Below are 22,745 nucleotides of genomic sequence, written 5' to 3' on the forward strand. Positions count from 1 at the left end.
GAGCTGAAGCCGGCCGCGAACAGCTGCTCGGGGTTGGTGCCGTTGCCGTCGCCGCCCAGCTCCGGCGGCATCGCGACCCTGAGGTCGACGTGGCCGTCCTGGCTGGTCACATAGCCGTCGCGGCCGCCGTGCGCGGTGGCCTCGGCGACGTACACGATCTTCGTCGGGCGGGTGTCGGCGGCGGTGCCGTCAGTCATGGTCGGCCTTCCCCGGGAAAGGTGCGCGCGAGTACATCGTGCACAAGGTACTGGCCGGTATGTCAGTTGTCCGCACCAGGGGCCGAAAACCAGGGGTAACCGCTCGGGTCGCGGCACGGGACCCGAGTCAGTGGCGGCGCGCGGCCGCCTCGGCCCGTCGGGCCAGGCTCCACAGCTCCTCGCGCAGCCGCGCGACGTCCGGCAGGGCGAGCCCGGTCGACGAGAGCAGCGCGCCGGGCACCCGTGCCGCGCGCTCCCTCAGTTCCTCCCCGCGCCCGGTGCACGCCACCAGCACCGAGCGCTCGTCGCGCGCCGAACGCTCCCGGCGCACGAGCCCCGCCGCCTCCAGGCGCTTCAGCAGCGGCGACACCGTGCCGTAGTCCAGGCGCAGGGCGGCGGCCAGCTCCTTCACGGTCGTCTCACCGCGCTCCCAGAGGACCAGCAGCACCAGGTACTGCGGGTAGGTGATGCCGAGTTCGTCGAGCAGCGGGCGGTACACCGCCGTCACGGCGCGCTGGGCGGCGTACAGCGCGAAGCACAGCTGGTCGTCCAGGAGCAGCGACCCGGCGGCACCCTCGTCCTCTTGATGCGTCACGCGCCCATTGTCACGGACCGGGGGTCGAAGCCGAAGGGCAGCTCCAGCCGGTGGGCGCGCATCAGGGCGTCGTCGCCGAGGAGTTCGCCGGTCGGCCCGTCCGCGGCGATCACCCCGTCGCTCAGGATCAGCGCCCGCGGGCACAGCTCGAGGGCGTACGGCAGGTCGTGCGTGACCATGAGCACGGTCACGTCCAAGGAGCGCAGTACGTCGGCGAGTTCGCGGCGCGAGGCCGGGTCGAGGTTGGACGAGGGCTCGTCCAGGACCAGGATCTCCGGCTCCATCGCCAGCACGGTCGCGACGGCCACCCGGCGGCGCTGGCCGAAGGAGAGGTGGTGCGGCGGGCGGTCGGCGAAGTCCGCCATGCCGACGCGCTCCAGCGCGGTGCGCACCCGCCGCTCGAGCTCCACGCCCTTCAGCCCGGCCGCCGCCGGGCCGAACGCCACGTCCTCCCGCACGGTCGGCATGAACAGCTGGTCGTCCGGGTCCTGGAAGACGATGCCGACCCGCTGCCGGATCTCGGCCATGTGCTTCCTGCCGACCGGCAGCCCGGCCACCGTCACCGTGCCGGCGCCGCCGCTCAGGATGCCGTTGAGATGCAGTACGAGGGTCGTCTTGCCGGCGCCGTTCGGGCCGAGCAGCGCGACCCGTTCGCCGCGCGCGACGGTGAAGTCCACGCCGAACAGGGCCTGGTGGCCGTCGGGGTAGGCGAAGGCGAGGCCGGAGACCTCGAGGGAGGCAGGTGCAGTCGTCACAGGACCCATCCCAGCAGACACACGACGAGGGCGGCACAGGGCAGGGCGAGGGCGTACGACCACTGCGCCCGGGAGGCGGTCACCTCGTCGATCACCGGCATGGAACCGGCATAGCCGCGGCTCACCATGGCCAGGTGGACCCGCTCGCCGCGCTCGTAGGAGCGGATGAACAGCGCGCCCGCGGACTTGGCGAGCACGCCCCAGTGGCGCAGGCCGCGCGCCTCGAAGCCGCGCGACTCACGGGCGATCCGCATGCGCCGCATCTCGTCGGTGATGACGTCGCCGTAGCGGATCATGAAGGAGGCGATCTGCACCAGCAGCGGTGGCAGCCTCAGGCGCTGCAGGCCCAGCAGCAGCTCCCGCAGCTCGGTGGTGGCGGCGAGCAGCACGGAGGCGGCCACGCCGAGGGTGCCCTTGGCGAGCACGTTCCAGGCGCCCCACAGGCCGTCGACGCTCAAGGACAGACCGAGCACATCCACCCGCTCGCCCTCGGCGACGAACGGCATGAGCACCGCGAAGGCCACGAACGGCACCTCGATCAGCAGCCGCCGCAGCACGAACCCCGCGGGCACCCGCGCCGCCGCCGCGACGGCGGCGAGCAGCGCGGCGTAGAGCGCGAACGCCCACGTCGCCTCCCGCGGGGTCGACACCACGACCACCACGAACGCGAACGCGGCGGCCAGCTTGGTGTGCGGCGGCAGCGCGTGCACGGGCGAGTGCCCGTGCCGGTACAGCCGGTGCGCGTGGCCGGCGCCCATCTCAGGCCGCCCCGGCGGTGGAGGACTCGGGGGCGGCCGTACGGCGCCTGCGGACCACGCAGAAGACGGCGCTGCCCGCGACGACGGTCGCGCCGACCCCGATCACACCGGCGAGGCCGCCGGACAGGCGGGCGTCGGAGACGTCCTTGACGCCGTAGTCGGCGAGCGGGGAGCCGGCCGAGGCGTGCCGCTCCTCCTTCTTGTCGATGCCCTGGTCGTGGGCCACCTTCTCCAGACCGTCGGGGCTGGCGGAGGCGTAGAAGCTGACGAAACCGGCCAGCACCAGGGACGCGAGCAGGCCGGTGACCCACAGCTTGCGGTGGGACCGGGCGGCGGCCGGGACGGGGGCGGGTGCGGCGGCTGGGGCGTCGACGAGTTCGCCGCCGACCCGCAGCTTCAGCCGCTGCTCCAGGCCCCGCGCCCCGTACACCAGGTCGGGCCGTACGGCGATGACGGCGCCGACGGTCAGCGCGGTGATCGTGGCCTCGCCGATGCCGATGAGCACATGCACGCCGATCATGGCGGTGGCGACCTTGCCGATCGCCACGTCCGTGGTGCCGCCGGCCGCGTAGATCAGCGTGAAGACGACGGCGGCGGCCGGCACCGAGACCAGGGCGGCCGCGAAGGAGGCGACGGTGACCGAGCGGCGGCGGCGCGGGAGCACCTTCACCAGGCCGCGGAAGACGGCGTAGGCGACGACGGTCGTGACGATCGCCATGTCGGTGATGTTGACGCCCAGCGCGGTCAGGCCGCCGTCGGCGAAGAGGATGCCCTGCATGAGCAGGACGACGCTGACGCACAGGACCCCGGTGAAGGGGCCCACGAGTATCGCGGCGAGCGCGCCGCCGAGCAGGTGGCCGCTGGTCCCGGCCGCGACGGGGAAGTTGAGCATCTGCACCGCGAAGATGAACGCGGCGACCAGCCCGGCCAGCGGCGCGGTCCGCTCGTCGAGCTCGCGGCGCGCGCCGCGCAGGCTCACGGCGAGGGCGCCGGCGGCGACGACTCCGGTGGCGGCCGAGGTGGGGGCGTTGATGAATCCGTCAGGCACATGCACCGTTCGATGATAGTGGCTTGTTGCGAACCACTTGCAAGAGCGAGTGCCTCTTGACTTGGTCCCGGTCGGCCGCACGGGGTTCGAGAGGCGCAATCCGGGAAATATGCGACATTGATGGGAGAGGATGAACAGCTTCCGCACAGGTCACACGGCGTGAGGGGTCGTCCGATGTCGGTAGTCGAACAGTACGCGCGTGCTCACATAGTCACGGACCACGACATCCAGGACGACCGCGACGCGGTGCCCGTCGTGCTGCGTTACGACCCGCGGGACGACCCCCGGCTGGTGCGTATCGTCCTGCCCGGGGCCCACGAGTGGTCCTTCTCCCGCTCCCTGCTCGAACAGGGGCTGCGCGCCCCGGCCGGCACCGGCGAGGTGCGGGTGTGGCCGTGCGGGCGGGTGCAGACGGTCGTCGAGTTCCACTCCCCGCAGGGTGTCGCGGTGGTGCAGTTCGACAGCAGGTCGCTGCTGAGATTCCTCCGCCGCACCTACATGGCGGCGGCGACGGCCACGGCCGTCGCACACCGCTGAGGGCCCGGTCCCCTCCGGGCGTCAGCCGCCCAGCTTCAGCAGGGCCGCCACGATCGGGCCGGCCGTGTCCCCGCCGTGGCCGCCCGCCTGGACGACGCCCGCGGCCGCGAGGTCGCCGCGGTAGGCGGTGAACCAGCCGTTGGGCTTCTTCTGGTTGTCGACCTCCGCCGAGCCCGTCTTCGCGCCGTAGTCCGGGCCGAGACCCGACATGGCCTGGGCCGCGGTGCCGTAGGCGGCGGTGTACCGCATCAGCTCGCGCAGCTGGGAGAGCGTGGAGGCGGACAGGGTGCGCGAGGCGGTGGCCAGCTTGCGGTGGTCGACGGACGGGGACACCAGATAGGGCTGGTGGAAGGTGCCCGACTTGACCGTCGCGGCCACCGAGGCCATGTTCAGCGGGTTCATCCGCACCCCGCCCTGGCCGATGAGCGAGGCCGCCATCTGTGCCGCCGACTGCACGGGCACCGAGCCGTCGAAGGACGGCACGCCGATCGACCAGTTGTCCAGGGACAGCCCGAAGACCTCCTGGGCCTGCCGGGTCAGGTCGGAGTTCCCCAGCTTCTTCGCCTGGCTGATGAAGGCCGTGTTGCAGGAGCGGGCGAAGCTCGCCTTGAAGGTGCCGCCCTTGATCTCGAAGTCGTCGTCGTTGTGGAACTTCCAGCCGCCGTAGGTGAACGTCTTCGGGCACGGATGCTGCTTCTCGGCCGACGCCAGGCCCTTCTCGATCAGCAGCGAGGAGGTGATGACCTTCATCGTGGAGCCCGGGGCGAGCGAGCCCTGGAAGGCGGTGTTGAAGCCGTGGCCGGTGTTGGCCACCGCCAGGATCTCGCCGGTGGACGGGCGCATCACCACCACCGAGGCGCGGTCCTGCTCGGCCACCCGCTTCTCGGCGGCGGCCTGGAGGGTGGGGCTCAGCGTGGTCCTCACCGTGCCCGGGGTGCCCTTGCTCAGCTCGGCGAGCGTCTTGTCGGACAGCTCGGCCTTCTTCGACGCCGCGCCGCGGATCACCCGCAGTTCGACGCCCGCCTTTCCGCCGGCCGTCCTGCCGTACTTCTCGCGCAGCCCGTCCAGCACCGTGCCCAGCGAGGGGTACTTCGCGGCGGTCAGCTCGCCCCCGTCCCGGTCGAGCGCCTTCACCGGCGGGGTGCCGGACTCGCCGGTGACCAGCGTGTCGCCGTCCTTGAGGTCCGGGTGCACCACGGCGGAGTGCCAGTCGACGACCGGCCGGCCGTCGTCGGCACGCCGTACGACGGTCAGCGCGCTGTCGTACGCCAGCGGCTTGGTCAGGCCCTTGTACGACACGGTCGCCTTCACCGAGAAGGGGACCTTCGCGCCGCTCGGCGTGCCCTCGGTGAGGGTGATGTCCTTCAGGTGCGCGTCCTTGGCGTACCCGGTGAGCAGGGTGCCCGCCGCCGCGGAGTCGCTGGTGGCGGACGCGGCCTCGGCGGTCCTGCCCTGCTGCCACGCCGTCAGGAAGCGCTCGGCCGTGGTGCGGACCTCGGCTGCCGACAGGGGTCCGGCCTTGACGCTCTTGGTGCGGGCGGCGGAGGCGTCCTGCGAGCGGCCCTCGGCCGCGGCTCCGCCGCCGTACAGCGCGTACCCGCCGATGCCGGCGCCGCCGACGACCGCGGCGATCACGCCGCCGACCACGAGGGGTCCCGTCCTCCGCCGCTCGGCGACGCGCCTTCTCTTGCCCACTGCCTTCCGTCCTCCGCCAGTTCCCCGGGGCGCCCCCGCTGCCCTCGCAGCCTCACACTCGTCAACGACGGCAACCACCCTAGAGTCCCGTCCCGGGAGAACGCCCTCGGCCACCTGTCCGTAGCCAAGCTGGGACATTCGGACCGTGTCCCTCCGGACCCCGCGGGCCGGTTCAGCCGGCCGCGCGCAGTACGGCCGCCACGATCGGGCCGGCCGCGTCGCCGCCGTGGCCGCCCTCCTGGGTCATGGCGGCGGCCGCCACGTCGTTGCGGTAACCGGTGAACCAGCTGTTGGACTTGGCCTGCCCGTCGACCTCGGCGGAGCCGGTCTTCGCGCCGATGCTGCCGCTCAGCCCGGACATGGCGACGGCCCCGGTGCCCGTGGTGGCGGTGCGGCGCATCATCTGCCGCAGCTGGGCGACCGTGGACGCCGGCAGGCCCTTGGCGCGGGCCAGTTCGCGGTCGTCCAGACCCGGAGGGACGAGCACCGGCTGCCGGAACGCGCCGGTCGTCGCGGTGGCCGTCACCGACGCCATGTTCAGCGGGCTCATCTGGACCTGGCCCTGCCCGATCATGTTGGCCGCGGTGTCCGGTCCGCCGGAGGCGGGGACGGAGCCGTCGAAGGAGGGGATGCCGGTCTTCCAGTTGTCCCGGCCGAGCCCGAAGCGCTCCTGCGCCTCCCTGGTGAGGGAGTCCACCTTGACCGAGTCGGCGTACTTCACGAACGCCGTGTTGCAGGAGCGGGAGAAGCTGTCGGAGAGCGTCGCGTGCTCGTCGGGCTTCATGCCCTCGAGGTTGTGGAAGGTCTGGCTCTGCCACACGGCCTGGTCCGGGCAGGGCGCCGGCCCGGCCGCGGTGGTGATGCCGTTGTCGATGAGGGTGGCGGCGCTGATGATCTTCATGGTGGAGCCGGGTGCGAGCCGGCCGAGGAACGCCGCGTTGAACGCGTCGTTGCGGTGGTTGGCCACGGCCAGGACCTCGCCGGTGGACGCCTTGACGGCCACGACCGAGGACTCGGCGTAGCGCTGCACCGCCTGCTCGGCCGCGGCCTGCGCGCTCGCGCTGAGCGTGGTGCGCAGCTTGCCCGCCCTGCCCTTGGTGAGGGTGATGAGCAGGGTCTCGGCGGCGTTGGTGTCGGTGTGCCGGATGCTCAGCTCGACGGCCGGGGTGCCACCCGCCTTGTCGCCGTACTTGGACCGCAGCTCGTCCAGGATCGGCCCGAGCGAGGGGAACCTGTCCTTGGTCAGCACGGTGCCGTCGCGGTCCACGGCCTCGATCGGCGGGGCCTCGGACTCGCCGGTGACGAGCGTGTCGCCCTTGTGCAGCTCCGGGTGGACCACCGAGGGCTGCCAGTCGACGAGCGGGCGGTGGGTGCTGGCGCCGCGCACGACGCTCAGCTCACTGCGGTAGGCGAGCGGCTCGGACTTCCCACCGTAGGAGACGGTGGCCTTCACCGAGAACGGCACGGTGGTGCCGGTGGCGGCCCCCGGCGTGATCCGTACGCCCGTGATGTGCGCGGCGCCCCCGTAGGCCGTGAGCAACTCGCTCGCCGCCTCGGGGAAGTTGGTGTACGACGCGGCGGTGGCCGCCTGCCCCTTCTCCCAGGCCGCGAAGAACTTCGCCGACGTGTCCTTGACCTCGTCCGCATCCGGCGGCCCGGTCCGCACCGGCTGCGCCCCGCCGACGACCGAGCCGCCGTTCATCGCGGACACGAAGTTGAACGCCCCGTACCCGGCACCGCCCACCAGAGCGGCGAACACCCCGCCGATGACGGCGGCTTTCGCCCCCTTGCGCATACCGCGCTCCCCTCCCCGTGGCCAACCCACGCACTCTAGGTGGCTGGAGGGGCTTGTGTGAGGCCTGTTTTCGGATGTTCTCCGAACAGTGATCAGCCCACTGACTCAAACCCAGGTATCCAGCCACATACGTGAACGCCATTGGTCGATGGGAATGGACGTGCCGGTGTAAAGGGGCCAGAAGTAGATGAAGTTCCAGGCGATGAGGAGGACCAGGACGCCTGTGGCGGTCGCGCCGGCCACGCGGCGGGTGTCGCCGGCGCCGGGTGGGCCGATGATCGCGCCGATCAGCATCGTCACGGCCAGGCAGAGGAAGGGCACGAAGACGACCGCGTAGAAGAAGAAGATCGTGCGCTCCTGGTAGAGGAACCAGGGGAGATAGCCGGCCGCGACGCCGCAGGCGATGGCGCCGGCGCGCCAGTCGCGGCGGAAGAACCAGCGCCACAGCACGTACACCAGCGCCGCACAGGCCGCCCACCACAGCACCGGGGTGCCGATGGCGAGCACCTCGCGGGCGCACTTGCCGCCCGCGTTCGCCGGGCAGCCGTCCGTGCCGGGGGAGGGCGACTCGTAGAAGTACGACACCGGGCGGGCGTCGACGATCCAGCTCCAGGGGTTGGACTGGTAGGTGTGCGGCGAGGACAGGCCCACGTGGAACTCGTACACCTCGTGCTCGTAGTGCCACAGGCTGCGCAGCCAGTCCGGCAGGAACGTCCAGTCGCCGCCCTTGCCGGCGGTGGCCGCCCAGTCGCGGAAGTAGCCTCCGCTGCCGTCGGCGGGGGAGCGGATCCAGCCGATCCAGGAGACCAGGTAGACGGCGATCGCGACCGGGACCGTCGCGAGGAACGTGATGCCGGTGTCGCGCCGCAGGACCGTCGTGTACGGGTGGTGGGCGCCGGCCACCCGGCGGGAGCCGACGTCCCACAGGACGGCCATCACACAGAAGGCGGCCAGGATGTACAGGCCGTTCCACTTGGTGCCGATGGCCAGGCCCAGCATCAGCCCGGCCGCCCAGCGCCAGGGACGCCACCCCAGCCGGGTCGTCTCCGCGGTGTGCGCGTCGGGGCGGACGCGGCCGTCCGCGCCGGCCGGCAGCGCGGCGGCCAGCCGTTCGCGCGCCCGGTCGCGGTCGATCAGCAGACAGCCGAAGGCGGCCAGCACGAAGAACATCAGCACGCCGTCGAGCAGCGAGGTCCGGCTCATCACGAAGTGCAGGCCGTCCAGCGCCATCAGCGTGCCCGCCACACAGCCGAGGAAGGTCGACCGGAACAGACGGCGGCCGATCCGGCACAGCATCAGCACCGACAGGGTGCCGAGCAGCGCGGTCATGAAGCGCCAGCCGAACGGGTTGAACCCGAAGACCAGCTCGCCCAGACCGATCACGTACTTGCCGACCGGCGGGTGCACGACGTACGCCGCCTCGGAGGGCAGCGGGACGTGGCCGCCCGAGTTCAGGATCAGGTTGTTGGCGTTCTTGTCCCAGTTGAGCTCGAAGCCGCGGTGGACGACCGCCCACGCGTCCTTGGCGTAGTACGTCTCGTCGAATATCACCGCCTTCGGGCTGCCCAGGTTCCAGAAGCGCATCACGCCCGCCATCAGGGTGACCAGCAGCGGACCGCCCCAGCCCGACCAGCGGGCGAGGCGGTCGCCGAGCGTGCGCGGGACGCCGAGCGCCGCCCACAGGCGCGCGCTGGGCGCCGTGTACGGCGGCACCAGACGCGTCCGTACGTCGTCTGCGGGCCCCGCCTGCCCCGCCGCGTAGCCGAAACGGCGCAGCCGCTGCTGCCACGACGGCCGCTGGTCGTGCGGGGCCGGTCCATGCCGGGTGTCCGTGGAGGACGCGGTACTGGTCACCGCGCCATCGTAGGGAACGGGGCTGTGTGAGTCCCGTGCATGCCGCATCCGGTGCCGAATGCGTCCGCCCGCACCCGGGCCGGTCCGGGGCTCGGGAGGGCGCCGCCCGGGGCTTGAGAGGATGGGACGCGTGACTGGAACCCTTGTTTTGGCGGGCACCCCCATCGGCGACGTCCAGGACGCGCCGCCCCGGCTCGCCGCGGAGCTGGCCGGCGCCGACGTGGTGGCCGCCGAGGACACGCGGCGGCTGCGCAGGCTGGCGCAGGCCCTGGACGTCACGCCCGGCGGGCGGATCGTGTCCTACTTCGAGGGCAACGAGTCCGCCCGCACCCCGGAACTGGTCGAGGAGCTGCTCGGCGGCGCACGGGTGCTGCTGGTGACGGACGCGGGCATGCCGTCCGTGTCCGACCCGGGCTACCGGCTGGTCGCGGCGGCCGTCGAGAAGGGCGTGCGGGTGACCGCCGTGCCGGGGCCGTCCGCGGTGCTCACCGCGCTCGCGCTGTCCGGGCTGCCGGTGGACCGGTTCTGCTTCGAGGGGTTCCTGCCGCGCAAGGCGGGCGAGCGGCTGACCCGGCTGCGGGAGGTGGCCGCCGAGCGGCGCACGCTGGTCTACTTCGAGGCCCCGCACCGGCTCGACGACACCCTCGCCGCGATGGCCGAGGTCTTCGGCGCGCAGCGGCGGGCCGCCGTGTGCCGCGAGCTGACCAAGACCTACGAGGAGGTACGGCGCGGCGGCCTCGCCGAACTGGCCGACTGGGCCGCCGACGGCGTGCGCGGCGAGATCACGGTCGTGGTCGAGGGCGCCCCCGAGAAGGGCGCCGAGGAGATCGGCGCCGGGGAACTGGTCCGCCGGGTCCGTGTGCGCGAGGAGGCCGGCGAGCGCCGCAAGGAGGCCATCGCCGCGGTCGCGGCGGAGGCCGGCGTCCCCAAACGCGAGGTCTTCGACGCGGTGGTCGCCGCGAAACACGCGGGCTGAGACCCACGGTCCACGCCCGGTGGACACGCGTCGCGGGTGCCGCGCACGCCGGTGTGAGAGGTGACTCACACCCGCTCTGAGCAGGGCGTATCTCTCATGAGCGTGCGCCCCATGAGGGGGTAAACGGCTGGACGGAAAGGCAAAGCGACACCTGCCGTCCGGGGGACCGTTTGGCAAGCAACCGCCAAATCGGCTCCAACACTCGGCAGGCCTGGTGCGTTCGGCCAGGTGAAGTCGTCCACTGGGGGAAAGGGACGCATACCCGTCCCTTCGTCCAGCGGACACGAGGAGCTGGCATGAGCGAGAGCGCAGGGCAGACCGGCCACCGCGGCACGGCCACCGCCGTCGTCAACGAGTCCTACTCCTTCGCCTGCATGCGATGCGGGCACGGATGGGAGCAGGCGTACGAGATAGAGCACCACACCGACGGCGACGGCAACGAGTTCGTGCTGTACGTCGCGGAGGGCAGGGTCGTCCCGTCCCCGCTCACCAGGCCGAGCTGCCACAACTGCGACGGTAACGTCGTGCGGATCATGCGGGCGGGCCAGGTGTCGTCCGTGCAGCACCACCTGCACGAGCACGAGCGCCGGCACCAGCCCCCGGCCGGCCCCGTGGTGTCCCCGGCGTCCGAGTCCCCGTCCGGGGAGGAGGCGGCGGCCCGGAAGCAGGGCGACCACCACTGGCACCTCTCCGACCTCCTGCACCCCTTCCAGCGCAAGGCGGGCTGACCAGGGCCTGTCCGGCCCCGGGCGTGCCCCTTTCGTACGATCGGGGCATGTCCTCCGACAAGAACGCGGCGCCCCCCTCGCCCGAGCCCCTGCGCACCCCGGTCGCCGACTCCCACACCCACCTGGACATGCAGTCCGGCACCGTGGAGGAGGCCCTGGCCAGGGCCGCGTCCGTGGGCGTGACGACGGTCGTCCAGGTCGGCTGCGACGTCAAGGGCTCGCACTGGGCCGCCGAGACGGCCGCCGCGTACGACAACGTCCACGCGGCGGTCGCCCTGCACCCCAACGAGGCTCCGCGCATCGTGCACGGAGACCCCGACGGCTGGTCCCGGCAGGGCGCCCGGGAGCCGGGCGGCGACGCCGGGCTCGACGAGGCCCTCGCCGAGATCGACCGGCTGGCCGCGCTGCCCCAGGTCAAGGGCGTCGGGGAGACGGGACTGGACTACTTCCGCACCGGCCCAGAGGGCAAGGCCGCCCAGGAGCGCTCCTTCCGCGCCCACATCGAGATCGCCAAGCGGCACGACAAGGCCCTGGTCATCCACGACCGCGAGGCCCACGCCGACGTCCTGCGCGTGCTCCGGGAGGAGGGCGCCCCCGAGCGGACGGTGTTCCACTGCTACTCGGGCGACGCCGAGATGGCGCGGATCTGCGCCGGCGCCGGCTACTTCATGTCCTTCGCCGGCAACGTCACCTTCAAGAACGCCCAGAACCTGCGGGACGCCCTCGCCGTCGCCCCGGCGGAGCTGGTGCTGGTCGAGACCGACGCGCCGTTCCTGACGCCGATGCCCCACCGCGGGCGGCCCAACGCGCCGTACCTGATCCCGCTCACGGTGCGTGCCATGGCCGCCGTGCGCGGCGTGGACGAGGACACGCTGGCGGCGGCCATCGCCGCGAACACCGCACGCGCCTTCGGGTACTGACCCCATCGGGCCACCACACTGCGTGGCCGAGTCGTTTTGGAGAGTGACGAGCGCTCCGCTAGGTTCTGGGGGCCCGATCCGGACCCCCGGACTCCTCGGACCCCTGGAGCGTGCCTGCGTGAGCAGATCGCCGTACGAGACGACGTACGACACGGCGTATGACACGGCGTATGAGACGGCGTACGGGACGGCGTACGAGCCGACGCAGCGGGTGACCTACGAGCCGTACGAGCACCCTTGCGAGCCGTACCAGCGCTACGAGTCCTACGAGCCCTACGAGGCTTATGAGGCGTACACCTCCTACGAGGCCTACCACGCCGCCGACACGCTGCCCTACGGCGACACCTACCGCCCCGCTCACGAGCGCCGCGCCGAGCCGGACCCGGTGCTGCCCCGGCAGGCGGGCGGCGGCGGCCGGCGGGGCGCGCGGCGGCGCCGGGCCCGGTACACCGAGCGCCCGGAGACGAGCGTGCGCAGGCTGCTGCCGCAGGCGCTGGTCGTCGCGTTCCTGGCCGGCGGCACCACCGCGTTCGTCGCCAAGGACAAGGCCATCGAGCTCGACGTCGAAGGCCGCTCCCGCACCCTGCACACCTTCGCCGACGACGTCTCCGAGCTGCTGTCCGAGCAGGGCGTGCGGACCGGCGCGCACGACGAGGTGACACCTGGCCCCGGCACCGCGCTGGCCAGCGGCGACGAGGTCGAGGTGCGCTACGGGCGCCCGGTCCGGCTCACCCTCGACGGGCAGCGGCACGAGGTGTGGACGACGGCGCGCACGGTCGAGGGAGCGCTCAGGCAGCTGGGGGTGCGCGCGGAGGGCGCGTACCTCTCGGTCGCGCGCTCCCGGTCCATCGGACGCGCCGGGCTCGCGCTCGACGTGCGCACCGAACGCTCGGTCACGATCATGGCGGACGGCCGGGCCCGCACCATCCGAACCAACGCCGCCACCGTGCGCGAGGCGGTCGAGGAGGCCGGGATCACCCTGCACGGCCAGGACGCCACCTCCGTGCCGCCCGGCAGCTTCCCGCGGGACGGGCAGACCGTGACCGTGCTGAGGATCACCGGGACCCGCGAGGTGCGCGAGGAGCCGATCCCGTTCGCGGTGCGGCGCACCGCCGACCCCACCCTGTTCACGGACACCGAGGTCGTCGACCGGGCCGGGCAGCCGGGAGTGCGCCGGGTCGCCTACTCCCTGCGCACCGTCAACGGCGTCCGGCAGCGGCCGCGGCGGCTGGGCTCGGAGGTGGTGCGCGAGCCGCGCGCCCAGCTCGTCCGGTACGGCACCAAGCCCCACCTGCCGTCGGTGCGGGGCGCTGAGCACCTCGACTGGCAGGGGCTCGCCCAGTGCGAGTCGGGCGGCCGGCCGGGCGCGGTGGACTCCTCGGGCACGTACGGCGGGCTGTACCAGTTCGACACCGGCACCTGGCACAGCCTCGGCGGGTCCGGCCGCCCGCAGGACGCCTCGCCGGAGGAGCAGACGTACCGCGCCAAGAAGCTGTACGTGCGCCGCGGCGCGAGCCCCTGGCCGCACTGCGGGGACCGCCTGCGCTCCTGAGCCCGTCCCCGGCCCCCGTACCCTGGTGCGGTGAGCAGCCCCACCCCCGACGCCCTCCTGGGCCCCGCCGACGTCCGCGAACTCGCGGCGGCCCTCGGCGTGCGGCCCACCAAGCAGCGCGGCCAGAACTTCGTGATCGACGCCAACACCGTCCGCCGCATCGTCCGCACCGCGGGCGTGCGCCCCGAGGACGTGGTCGTCGAGGTCGGCCCGGGGCTCGGCTCCCTCACCCTGGCGCTGCTGGAGGCGGCCGACCGGGTCACCGCGGTCGAGATCGACGACGTGCTGGCCGCCGCGCTGCCCGCGACGATCGCCGCCCGCATGCCCGGCCGCGCCGACCGCTTCGCCCTGGTCCACTCCGACGCCCTGCACGTCACCGAGCTGCCGGGCCCCGCCCCGACCGCGCTGGTGGCCAATCTGCCCTACAACGTGGCGGTCCCGGTGCTGCTGCACATGCTCGACACCTTCCCCGGCATCGAGCGCACCCTCGTGATGGTGCAGTCGGAGGTCGCCGACCGGCTCGCCGCCGCGCCCGGCTCCAAGGTGTACGGCGTGCCGTCCGTCAAGGCGAACTGGTACGCCGAGGTCAAGCGGGCCGGGGCGATCGGCCGCAACGTCTTCTGGCCCGCGCCGAACGTCGACAGCGGGCTGGTGTCCCTGGTCCGGCGGGCGGAGCCGGTCAAGACCACCGCCACCAAGGGCGAGGTCTTCGCCGTCGTCGACGCGGCCTTCGCGCAGCGCCGCAAGACCCTGCGGGCCGCGCTCGCCGGCTGGGCCGGCTCGGCCGCGGCCGCGGAGGCGGCCCTGGTCGCCGCCGGGGTGTCGCCGCAGGCGCGCGGGGAGTCGCTGACCGTCGAGGAGTTCGCGCGCATCGCGGAGCACAAGGAGATCGCGGAGCACCAGGAGATCGCAGAGCACGAGGAGTCCGGCAACCAGTGAGCGCCCCCGCCCCCACCCCCGCCGCAACGCCCACCGCGGTCACCGTCCGCGTCCCGGCCAAGGTCAACGTCCAGCTCGCGGTGGGCGCGGCCCGCCCCGACGGCTTCCACGACCTGGCGAACGTCTTCCTCGCCGTCGGCCTGTACGACGAGGTCACCGTCACCGAGTCCGACGAGCTGCGGATCACCTGCTCGGGCCCGGACGCCGGCCAGGTCCCCCTGGACCGCACCAACCTCGCCGCCCGCGCGGCCCTCGCGCTCGCCGGGCGCCGGGGCATCGACCCGGCGGTCCACATCCACATCGCCAAGGACATCCCCGTGGCCGGCGGCATGGCGGGCGGCAGCGCGGACGGCGCGGGCGCGCTGCTCGCCTGCAACACGCTGTGGCAGGCGGGTGCCTCCCGCGCCGAACTCCTGTCCATCTGCGCCGAGTTGGGCAGTGACGTGCCCTTCAGTCTGGTCGGCGGGGCCGCTCTCGGCACCGGGCGCGGCGAGCAGTTGCGGACGCTGGAGGTCGGCGGGACCTTCCACTGGGTGTTCGCGGTCGCCGACGGCGGGCTGTCGACTCCGGCGGTGTACGGCGAGTTCGACCGGCTCAACGAAGGCGTACGGGTTCCCGAGCCCGCGGCGTCCGCGGCCCTGACGGCCGCGCTGGCCAAGGGCGACGCGGAGGCGCTGGCCGCGGTCCTCTCCAACGACCTCCAGCCGGCCGCCCTCTCCCTGCGCCCGTCCCTCAAGGACACCCTCGAGGCCGGCCGCGCGGCCGGGGCGCTGGCGGGACTGGTCTCGGGATCGGGACCGACGACGGCGTTCCTGGTCCGGGACGGCGACTCGGCCGGGAAGGTGGCCCGGGCCCTGACCGAATCGGGCACCTGCCGCACGGTACGCACCACGGCGGGCCCGGTGCCGGGGGCGACAGTGGTCTGAGGAGGTGCCCGCGTCACCCCACCCGCCTCAGGCCCTACGCTTGAAGGCTGATCGATCCCCCCGGGCAGGAGTGAAATGGCCGTCAACCTGGTCAATGTCGAGAACGTCAGCAAGGTGTACGGCACCCGTGCCCTGCTCGACGGTGTCTCGCTCGGCGTGTCCGAAGGGGACCGGATCGGTGTCGTCGGGCGCAACGGCGACGGCAAGACCACCCTGATCCGGATGCTCGCCAAGCTGGAGGAGGCCGACACCGGCCGCGTCACGCACTCCGGCGGGCTGCGCCTCGGGGTGCTCACCCAGCACGACTCGCTCGACCCCGCCGCCACCGTGCGGCACGAGGTCATCGGGGACCTCGCCGACCACGAGTGGGCCGGCAACGCCAAGATCCGCGACGTGCTCACCGGGCTGTTCGGCGGCCTGGACCTGCCCGGCTTCCCCAAGGGCCTGGACACCGTCATCGGGCCGCTGTCCGGCGGCGAGCGGCGACGGATCGCGCTGGCCAAGCTGCTCATCGACGAGCAGGACCTGATCGTCCTGGACGAGCCGACCAACCACCTCGACGTCGAGGGCATCTCCTGGCTCGCCCGGCACCTGCGCGAGCGGCGCTCGGCGCTGGTGTGCGTCACCCACGACCGGTGGTTCCTCGACCAGGTCTGCACCCGCATGTGGGACGTCCAGCGCGGCGACGTCTTCGAGTACGAGGGCGGCTACTCCGACTACGTCTTCGCCCGCGCCGAGCGCGAGCGCATCGCCGCCACCGAGGAGGCCAAGCGGCAGAACCTGGTCAGGAAGGAGCTGGCCTGGCTGCGGCGCGGCGCCCCCGCCCGCACCTCCAAGCCGCGCTTCCGCGTGGAGGCCGCCAACGAGCTGATCAAGGACGTGCCGCCGCCCCGGGACACCAGCGAGCTGATGAAGTTCGCCTCCTCCCGGCTGGGCAAGACGGTCCTCGACCTGGAGGACGTGTCCGTGCGGGCCGGTGAGAAGGTGCTGCTCAAGCACGTGACCTGGCAGCTCGGTCCCGGCGACCGCGTCGGTCTCGTCGGCGTCAACGGCGCCGGCAAGACCTCCCTGCTGCGGGCCATGGCGGACGCCGTCCGCAGCGAGGGCGAGACCCAGCCCGCGGCCGGCCGGGTCGTCGTGGGCCGCACGGTCAGGCTGGCGTACCTCTCCCAGGAGGTCGCCGAGCTCGACCCCGGCTGGCGGGTCCTGGAGGCCGTGCAGCAGGTGCGCGAGCGCGTCGACCTCGGCAAGGGCCGGGAGATGACCGCCGGTCAGCTCTGCGAGACCTTCGGCTTCAACAAGGAGAAGCAGTGGACGCCGGTCGGCGACCTGTCCGGCGGTGAGCGCCGGCGGCTCCAACTGCTGCGCCTGCTCATGGACGAGCCCAACGTCCTCTTCCTCGACGAGCCCACCAACGACCTCGACATCGAGACCCTCACCCAGCTCGAGGACGTCCTCGACGGCTGGCCCGGCTCGATGATCGTCATCTCCCACGACCGGTTCTTCGTCGAGCGCACCACCGACACGGTGTACGCCCTCCTCGGCGACGGCACCCTGCGGATGCTGCCGCGCGGCATCGACGAGTACCTCGAGCGACGCCGGCGGATGGAGCAGCAGGCGGCCGCCGCCTCCGCCCCGGCGCCCGCGCAGGAGAAGGCGGGCGCCGAGAAGAGCGCGGCCGAGCTGCGCGTGGCGAAGAAGGAACTGCAGAAGATCGAGCGGCAGTTGGACCGGATCTCCGAGAAGGAGTCCCGGCTGCACGGCGAGATCGCCGAGAACGCCACCGACTTCGCGAAGGTCGCCGAACTCGACGCCGAGCTGCGGGACCTGGCCGGCGAGCGCGAGGAACTGGAGCTGCGCTGGCTCGAACTCGCCGAGGACGCCCAGGGCGCGTGACGCCCGGCGCGCGCGCCGTGTGAAGGGGGTGTGAGGGCGCGTAACGGAGGCATCACAGCCCGGTCCTCCCTTGGGAACAGGGGTGGACGCGGGCCGGTGGGCCGTCGGCGGCGGGTGATAGAAAGAGCCGTCCGAGAACCGCTTGAGAACCGTCCGGGGCCGGCTTCGGCACGTCCCCGGATCCGTCACGTGCCTCGGGGCGTGGCTAAAAATCAGTGAACGAGGGGGAGAGGCGCTGATGACTCAGCCGCCCGACCAGCCGCCGCAGGGCGGCTCCGGAGCACCGCAGGACCAGCCTCCGCAGCAGTCGGCACCGCCCCCGCAGCCGCCGGCCCAGGGCGCCTTCGGCGCACCCCAGGGCCCGCCCCCGCAGGGTCCCCCCGCGCCCCCCGCCGGACCGCCCCAGCAGCAGCCCGGCTACGGCTACCCGCAGCAGCCCGGGCCCTACGGCCAGCCCCCGCAGCAGGGCGCCTTCGGGCAGCCAGGCCCCTACGGGACTCCGGCCGCGCCCGGCGCGCCCGCCGCACCCGGACCGTACGGACCGCCGCCCCAGCAGCCCGGCCCCTACGGCCTGCCCCAGCAGCCCGGGCCGTACGGCCAGCCCCCGCAGCCGGGCGCGTATCAGCAGCCCGGATACGGCTATCCGCAGCCGCAGTTCCCGGGCGTGCCCGGGACGCCCGGCACCCCGCCCGGCGGCTCGCGCAACCCGTTCAAGGGCCGGCCGGCCCTCGTCGTCGGCGCCGCCGTGGCCGCGCTGCTCGTCGTCGGCGGCACCGTCTGGGCCGTGACCGGCAGCGGTGGCGACGACGGGAAGAAGAAACCGGTCGCCGGCAAGAGCGGCGGCGCCACCGGCACCGCGTCCCAGGACCCGGTCAACCCCGGTGACGGCAGCGGCGACGGCGGCAAGGACCCGGAGAACCTCAACTCCGGCCGCAAGGCGGGCGAGGCGAAGGTCCTCTGGTACAAGGAGGCTCCGGACGCGCCCGGTTCGGGCGCCGACGCCCCCGGTATGTGGATCACCGGCAAGACGGCGGTGAAGGCCGCGTACAAGCAGGTCTTCGCCTACAACGTCGGCGACGGCAACCCCACTTGGGCGCCGATAACCTTCCCGCAGAAGATCTGCGCGGTGACCCCGCACAAGTCGGCCGACGACAAGGTCGTCGTCGCCTACATGAGCGGCAGCAGCGACCGCGCCAAGTGCAATCAGCTGCAGCAGATCGACCTGGACACCGGCAAGAAGGGCTGGAGCATCCAGGTCCCCGACGGCCAGCTGTTCGACAGCACGCTCACCGTCGAGCTGTCGCTCACCGGCAAGACGCTGATGGTCGGCCGCTCGCAGTCGGGCACGGCGTACGACATCGACAGCGGCAAGCACCTCTTCGACAAGCAGCACTACGGCGCGGCCTGTTACCCGGCGGGCTTCGCGGGCGGCGCCCGGCTGATCGTGGTCTCCTGGTGCGGCGCCGGCGGCCCGAACGAGCACGACGAGGTCCAGGAGCTCGACCCGGCCACGGGCAAGGCCAAGTGGACGAAGAAGATCCCCAAGGGCTGGTCGGTCGAACGCGCCTACTCCCTGGACCCGGTGGTGCTGTACTCCACCGACAAGGACAAGAAGCACTGGAACATCTCGACCCTGAACAACGACGGGTCGATCCGCTCCCAGGTCGACTCCAAGGCGACCTTCAACGCCCAGTGCGGCTTCGCCATCCTCGACCGCGACCTCCAGGGCTGCCAGGCGGTCGCCGCTGACACCGGCACGCTGTACCTGCCCACCCGTTCGGTCACCGGGCCCAACCAGATCGTCGCGATCAGCCTTGCCACCGGCAAGGAGAAGTGGCGGGTGAAGTCCCCGCAGGACACCTCGATGACGCCGGTGAAGGTGGAGGACGGCAGGCTCATCGCGTACGCCGCCCCGTCCTACGACTCCGGCGGCCGGGTCGTCTCCGTGCCGACGACCGGGTCGGGCCACACGCCCACGACGCTCCTGCAGAACCCGCACGGCACCGCCGAGATCGAGAGCGGCTTCTTCTCCAAGGACGTCGACTGGGTCGACGGGCGCTTCTACATCTCCACCACCCGGCTGAACGGCAACGACGACTCGAAGGAGAAGTTGATGCTCGCCTTCGGCAAGTGAGGCCGGCCGGCCGCCGCGCGCGGCCGGTCCCCGCGCGCCGTTCCGATCACCCCACTTCTCCGCAGTCCATGTCCCCGTCCCCCGAGGTGCATCCGTCATGACCCAGCCGCCGCCCCCGCCGCCCAACCAGCCCCCGCAGCAGGGCGGTTTCGGCCCGCCCGAGGACCAGCAGCCCCAGCCCCAGCAGCCGGCCCCGCCCGCGCAGCCCCCGCAGCAGTCCCCGGCGGCAGGCCCGGACCTGACCAAGCCACAGCAGCCCGCGCCCCCGCCGGGCTACGGCTACCCCCAGGCACCCCAGGCACCCCAGGCACCCCAGCCCCCGCAGCCCGCACCGGGCTACGGCTACCCCCAGCAGCCCCAGCCGGCCCAGCCACCCGCCGGCTACGGCTACCCGGGGCAGCAGCCGAACCCGTACGCCCAGCAGCAGCCCTACCCGCAGCAGCAGCCCTACCCCCAGCAGCCCGCCCCCTACGGCGCCCAGCCGGGCTACGGCTATCCGGGGCAGCCGACCGTGCCCATGCAGCCGCAGGCCGGGCAGCCGGGCGGCGGCAAGCAGGGCCGGACCCAGCTGATGATCATCGTCGCGGCCGTCGTGGCGATCGCGCTGATCGTCGGCGGCGGGATCTTCTACGCCAAGTCCTCCGGCGGCGACGGCAGGAAGGACACCGCGAGCTCCAGCGGCGGCGGCACCGGGGGCGGCGGCTCGGACAAGGGCGGCAGCGGCGGCACCACCTCCGGCGGCAAGGAGAAGGTGCCCTCCGACACCGCGTCCAAGGTGCTCTTCCAGGTGCCGATGCCCGCCGTGACCGACACGGTCGCCACACCCGGCTCCTGGCTGACCGCCAAGGCGTACGTCAAGACCGGTGTCGCCGAGGTCGTCGGCTACGACCCGGACAAGGGCACCAAGCTCTGGACGGTCAAGCTGCCCGGCCCGGTGTGCCAGGCCAGCCGGCACACCACCTCCGACGACCGGACGGCGATCGTCTACGAGCCCGCCATGCCGACCAAGGCCAAGCCCTCGCACGGCTGCAGCCAGCTCGCCGCGATCGACCTCGACGCGGGCCGCAAGCTGTGGACGAAGTCGGTCAAGTCCGGTGACCAGCCGATCGGTCTGGACAATGTCACCGTCAGTGGCACCACGGTCGCCGTGGGCAGCACCAGCGGCGGCGCCGCCTTCGACATCGCCGACGGCAAGGCCCTGTGGCTGCCCAAGCCGGACGACACCTGCTACGACGCCGGTTACGGCGGCGGCCCCAAGCTGGTCGCGCTGCGCAAGTGCGGGCAGTACGGCCAGCGTCAGCTGCACGTGCAGACCCTCGACCCGAAGAGCGGGAAGGTGATCTCCGACTACAAGATGTCCGAGGGCATCGAGTACGCGGCGATCGTCTCCACCGACCCGCTGGTCGTGGCGGCCGACGTCGGCGACAGCGCGGGCGACGGCAGCGGCATCTCCGACTTCTTCTCCGTCGACAACAGGACCGGCAAGCTGCGCGCGCACATCTCCGCGCCCGGCGACAAGTACGCGGCCCGCTGCGACGGCATCACCCGGATCGAGTTCTGCACGAGTCTCGCGGTCGGCAACGACCGGCTCTACGTCCCGACCGAGGAGCACGACGGCAGCGGCCAGTACAGCCAGACCAACGAGGTCGTCGCCTTCGACCTGGCCACCGGCCGGCAGACCGGCCAGCGCGCGGACGCCGGCGACGGCTTCCAGATCTATCCGCTGCGCATGGACGGCGGCAACGTGATCGCCTACAAGCGCCCGCCCTTCAACAAGGGCGGCCAGATCGTGAGCATCGACGGCGGCAGCTTCAAGCAGACCAAGTTGCTGGAGAACCCCGACACGGAGGCGGTGCGCGACGCGGAGACCGCGATGTCCCCGGACTACGCCGAGATCCGCTACTCCCAGGGCCACCTGTACATGTCGGCGGTCTTCGCCCACAAGTCGACGTCGTCCTTCGGCAAGGAGTACCTGGCGCTGGCCCTCGGCACGAGCGGCTGATCCCTCACGTTCCGGCCCCGTCCCTGCTCAGGGACGGGGCCGTGCGCGTTGTGCCCATCTCTGCTCGAATGTGATGATTTTCGGCGATCCGGGGCACTTCTCGCCGGTAGGGGCAGCGCGATGTCGAACTTGCGTGTAGCTTCCGGGGGCATGACGGGCGGGTGTGCCGGGGGGCCACCTCCCGTAGGGCTGTTCGTGCGGTTGTCCGATGGCCTGTCCGTCGGATGTGGTGGGCAGCCATAGTGGGCATCCGTTGGGGGGACTGGGGGGTTGCTCGATGGGAGTGCGGCTCATGGTGGTCGACGACCACCGACTGCTCGCGGAGGCGCTGGCCTCGGCGCTGAAGCTGCGGGGCCACCGTGTGCTGGCCGCGGCGGCGCCGGCCGCGGGCGCGGCGGAGCTGGTGATCAGCAGGGCGCCCGAGGTGTGCCTGCTGGGCACGGCGGCGCCGGCCGAGCCGGGCGCGTTCGACCCGGTGGCGCGGATCAAGCGGGAGCGTCCGCAGGTGGCGGTGGTCGTGCTGGGCCCGGTGCCCTCGCCGCGCGGTATCGCGGCGGCCTTCGCGGCGGGCGCCTCCGGTTACGTACGCCATGACGAGCGCATCGAGGGCGTCGAGCGGGCCATCATGAAGGCCCGCGCGGGTGAGGCGGCCGTCGCTCCGCAGTTGCTGCAGGGCGCCTTCAGCGAACTGCTCAACCCGGCCGCGCAGCCCGACGACGAGGGTCAGCGGCTGCTGCAGATGCTGACCCCCCGGGAGGTGGAGGTCCTGGTCAGGGTCGCCGAGGGCGAGGACACCCGGCTGATCGCGGCCGGCATGGGCATCGCCCCGAGCACGGCCCGCACCCATGTCCAGCGGGTCCTGATGAAGCTGGGCGTCGGCTCCCGGCTGGAGGCGGCGGCCCTGGCGGCCCGCACCGGCCTGCTGGACCGCGCGGGCCCGCTGCCCCGGACACCGTCCGGTGACCGGGGCGCCGCGGACCGTGCGCCTGGGCCGCAGTCGTAGGCCCGCCGGGTCTTTCGGATCCCGGCCTTTCGGACCCCGGCCCGGCCGCGCGGGTCACTCGGTCCGCTTCTGCTCCTCCAGCAGCTCCTCCGCCGGCGGCGGGGCCACCGGGCGCAGCTTCATCCACACCAGGAAGAAGATGCCGAGGATCAGCATGCCGATGCCGGTCCACAGGTTGATGTTGACGCCCTGGGCCTTGTCGATGGCGGCCTGGGAGTCGGTGATGCCGGTGATCGTGACGATGATCCCGTACAGCACGAACAGGCCGCCGATGATGCGCCGCAGGTCGAAGATGCGTGCGGCGGTCGCGGACTTCTGCTCCAGCTCGGTGACTTCCCGCTGGACGTCCTGCTCGGAGTATCCGGAGTACTCGTGCTCTGCCATGGTCTCTCAATCCTCCCGCGGTCAGAACGAGAACGGGATGTAGCACAGGGC

The 22,745-nt window shown here is 72.7% G+C and carries 20 protein-coding genes; 11 read left to right on the forward strand and 9 right to left on the reverse strand.

The window, feature by feature from the left end; all coding sequences use genetic code 11:
- From IE249_RS38395 to IE249_RS24515, 5 genes are all read right to left on the reverse strand, one after another.
- The coding region (locus IE249_RS38395) for an OsmC family protein (protein WP_506367401.1) at window positions 1–197 on the reverse strand (197 nt) is incomplete at its 3' end.
- A gap of 127 nt (window positions 198–324) precedes the next feature.
- Window positions 325–792 carry a MarR family winged helix-turn-helix transcriptional regulator gene (locus IE249_RS24500; RefSeq protein ID WP_189707959.1) on the reverse strand — a complete coding sequence of 156 codons (468 nt, stop codon included), beginning with the start codon at window positions 790–792 and terminating at the stop codon, window positions 325–327.
- A complete protein-coding gene (locus IE249_RS24505) occupies window positions 789–1,556 on the reverse strand; it encodes an energy-coupling factor ABC transporter ATP-binding protein (RefSeq protein ID WP_189707961.1) in 768 nt (255 codons plus the stop codon). Before IE249_RS24505 ends, IE249_RS24500 begins: the two co-directional genes overlap by 4 nt.
- On the reverse strand, window positions 1,544–2,305 hold the full coding sequence (cbiQ, locus tag IE249_RS24510) for a cobalt ECF transporter T component CbiQ (protein WP_189707963.1): 762 nt from the start codon (window positions 2,303–2,305) through the stop codon (window positions 1,544–1,546). Before cbiQ ends, IE249_RS24505 begins: the two co-directional genes overlap by 13 nt.
- A 1-nt stretch (window position 2,306) precedes the next feature.
- Window positions 2,307–3,359, reverse strand: a complete 1,053-nt coding sequence (locus IE249_RS24515; RefSeq protein ID WP_189707965.1) for an energy-coupling factor ABC transporter permease — start codon at window positions 3,357–3,359, stop codon at window positions 2,307–2,309.
- 168 nt (window positions 3,360–3,527) lie between these two features.
- Between IE249_RS24515 and IE249_RS24520 the strand changes: the two genes are divergently transcribed.
- The gene (locus IE249_RS24520; protein ID WP_189707967.1) at window positions 3,528–3,890 is read left to right on the forward strand and encodes an SsgA family sporulation/cell division regulator; all 363 of its coding nucleotides are present in this window, start codon (window positions 3,528–3,530) and stop codon (window positions 3,888–3,890) included.
- 21 nt (window positions 3,891–3,911) lie between these two features.
- On the opposite strand, the gene IE249_RS24525 is transcribed toward IE249_RS24520, so the two are convergent.
- From IE249_RS24525 to IE249_RS24535, 3 genes are all read right to left on the reverse strand, one after another.
- The gene (locus IE249_RS24525; protein WP_189707969.1) at window positions 3,912–5,585 is read right to left on the reverse strand and encodes a penicillin-binding transpeptidase domain-containing protein; all 1,674 of its coding nucleotides are present in this window, start codon (window positions 5,583–5,585) and stop codon (window positions 3,912–3,914) included.
- Window positions 5,586–5,757: 172 nt separating this feature from the next.
- Window positions 5,758–7,380: a penicillin-binding transpeptidase domain-containing protein gene (locus IE249_RS24530; RefSeq protein WP_189707971.1), complete on the reverse strand. Its 1,623-nt coding sequence runs from the start codon at window positions 7,378–7,380 to the stop codon at window positions 5,758–5,760.
- A 105-nt stretch (window positions 7,381–7,485) separates the two neighbouring features.
- Window positions 7,486–9,234, reverse strand: coding sequence for a dolichyl-phosphate-mannose--protein mannosyltransferase (locus IE249_RS24535; protein WP_189707973.1), 1,749 nt, complete (start codon window positions 9,232–9,234; stop codon window positions 7,486–7,488).
- Between the two features lie 130 nt (window positions 9,235–9,364).
- Here IE249_RS24535 and rsmI point away from each other — a divergent pair, with 130 nt between their 5' ends.
- The 10 genes from rsmI to IE249_RS24585 all read left to right on the forward strand — a co-directional run bounded on the left by rsmI (window position 9,365) and on the right by IE249_RS24585 (window position 22,310).
- Window positions 9,365–10,210: a 16S rRNA (cytidine(1402)-2'-O)-methyltransferase gene (gene rsmI, locus IE249_RS24540; RefSeq protein ID WP_189707975.1), complete on the forward strand. Its 846-nt coding sequence runs from the start codon at window positions 9,365–9,367 to the stop codon at window positions 10,208–10,210.
- A 296-nt stretch (window positions 10,211–10,506) separates the two neighbouring features.
- A complete protein-coding gene (locus IE249_RS24545) occupies window positions 10,507–10,938 on the forward strand; it encodes a hypothetical protein (protein WP_189707976.1) in 432 nt (143 codons plus the stop codon).
- A gap of 47 nt (window positions 10,939–10,985) precedes the next feature.
- Window positions 10,986–11,858: a TatD family hydrolase gene (locus IE249_RS24550; RefSeq protein WP_189707978.1), complete on the forward strand. Its 873-nt coding sequence runs from the start codon at window positions 10,986–10,988 to the stop codon at window positions 11,856–11,858.
- 211 nt (window positions 11,859–12,069) lie between these two features.
- Window positions 12,070–13,410, forward strand: a complete 1,341-nt coding sequence (locus IE249_RS24555) for a resuscitation-promoting factor (protein ID WP_229859248.1) — start codon at window positions 12,070–12,072, stop codon at window positions 13,408–13,410.
- 30 nt (window positions 13,411–13,440) lie between these two features.
- Complete coding sequence (rsmA, locus tag IE249_RS24560) at window positions 13,441–14,349, forward strand: 16S rRNA (adenine(1518)-N(6)/adenine(1519)-N(6))-dimethyltransferase RsmA (protein ID WP_189707982.1); 909 nt, start codon at window positions 13,441–13,443, stop codon at window positions 14,347–14,349.
- Window positions 14,346–15,275, forward strand: a complete 930-nt coding sequence (locus tag IE249_RS24565; protein WP_189707984.1) for a 4-(cytidine 5'-diphospho)-2-C-methyl-D-erythritol kinase — start codon at window positions 14,346–14,348, stop codon at window positions 15,273–15,275. The genes rsmA and IE249_RS24565 overlap by 4 nt, the downstream gene beginning before the upstream one ends.
- Window positions 15,276–15,350: 75 nt before the next feature.
- Window positions 15,351–17,171: an ABC-F family ATP-binding cassette domain-containing protein gene (locus IE249_RS24570; protein WP_189707986.1), complete on the forward strand. Its 1,821-nt coding sequence runs from the start codon at window positions 15,351–15,353 to the stop codon at window positions 17,169–17,171.
- Window positions 17,172–17,409: 238 nt separating this feature from the next.
- Window positions 17,410–19,305: an outer membrane protein assembly factor BamB family protein gene (locus tag IE249_RS24575; protein ID WP_189707988.1), complete on the forward strand. Its 1,896-nt coding sequence runs from the start codon at window positions 17,410–17,412 to the stop codon at window positions 19,303–19,305.
- 97 nt (window positions 19,306–19,402) lie between these two features.
- Window positions 19,403–21,307, forward strand: coding sequence for an outer membrane protein assembly factor BamB family protein (locus IE249_RS24580; protein ID WP_189707990.1), 1,905 nt, complete (start codon window positions 19,403–19,405; stop codon window positions 21,305–21,307).
- 277 nt (window positions 21,308–21,584) lie between these two features.
- Entirely contained in the window at window positions 21,585–22,310 is a 726-nt protein-coding gene (locus tag IE249_RS24585; RefSeq protein ID WP_189707992.1) for a helix-turn-helix transcriptional regulator, read from the forward strand.
- 54 nt (window positions 22,311–22,364) lie between these two features.
- On the opposite strand, the gene IE249_RS24590 is transcribed toward IE249_RS24585, so the two are convergent.
- Window positions 22,365–22,694 (reverse strand): hypothetical protein, encoded by a 330-nt coding sequence (locus tag IE249_RS24590; protein ID WP_189707994.1) that lies wholly within the window; start codon window positions 22,692–22,694, stop codon window positions 22,365–22,367.
- Between the last annotated feature and the right edge of the window lie 51 nt (window positions 22,695–22,745).

It is taken from the genome of Streptomyces anandii JCM 4720 (assembly GCF_014650655.1).
GTDB lineage: Bacteria > Actinomycetota > Actinomycetes > Streptomycetales > Streptomycetaceae > Streptomyces > Streptomyces anandii.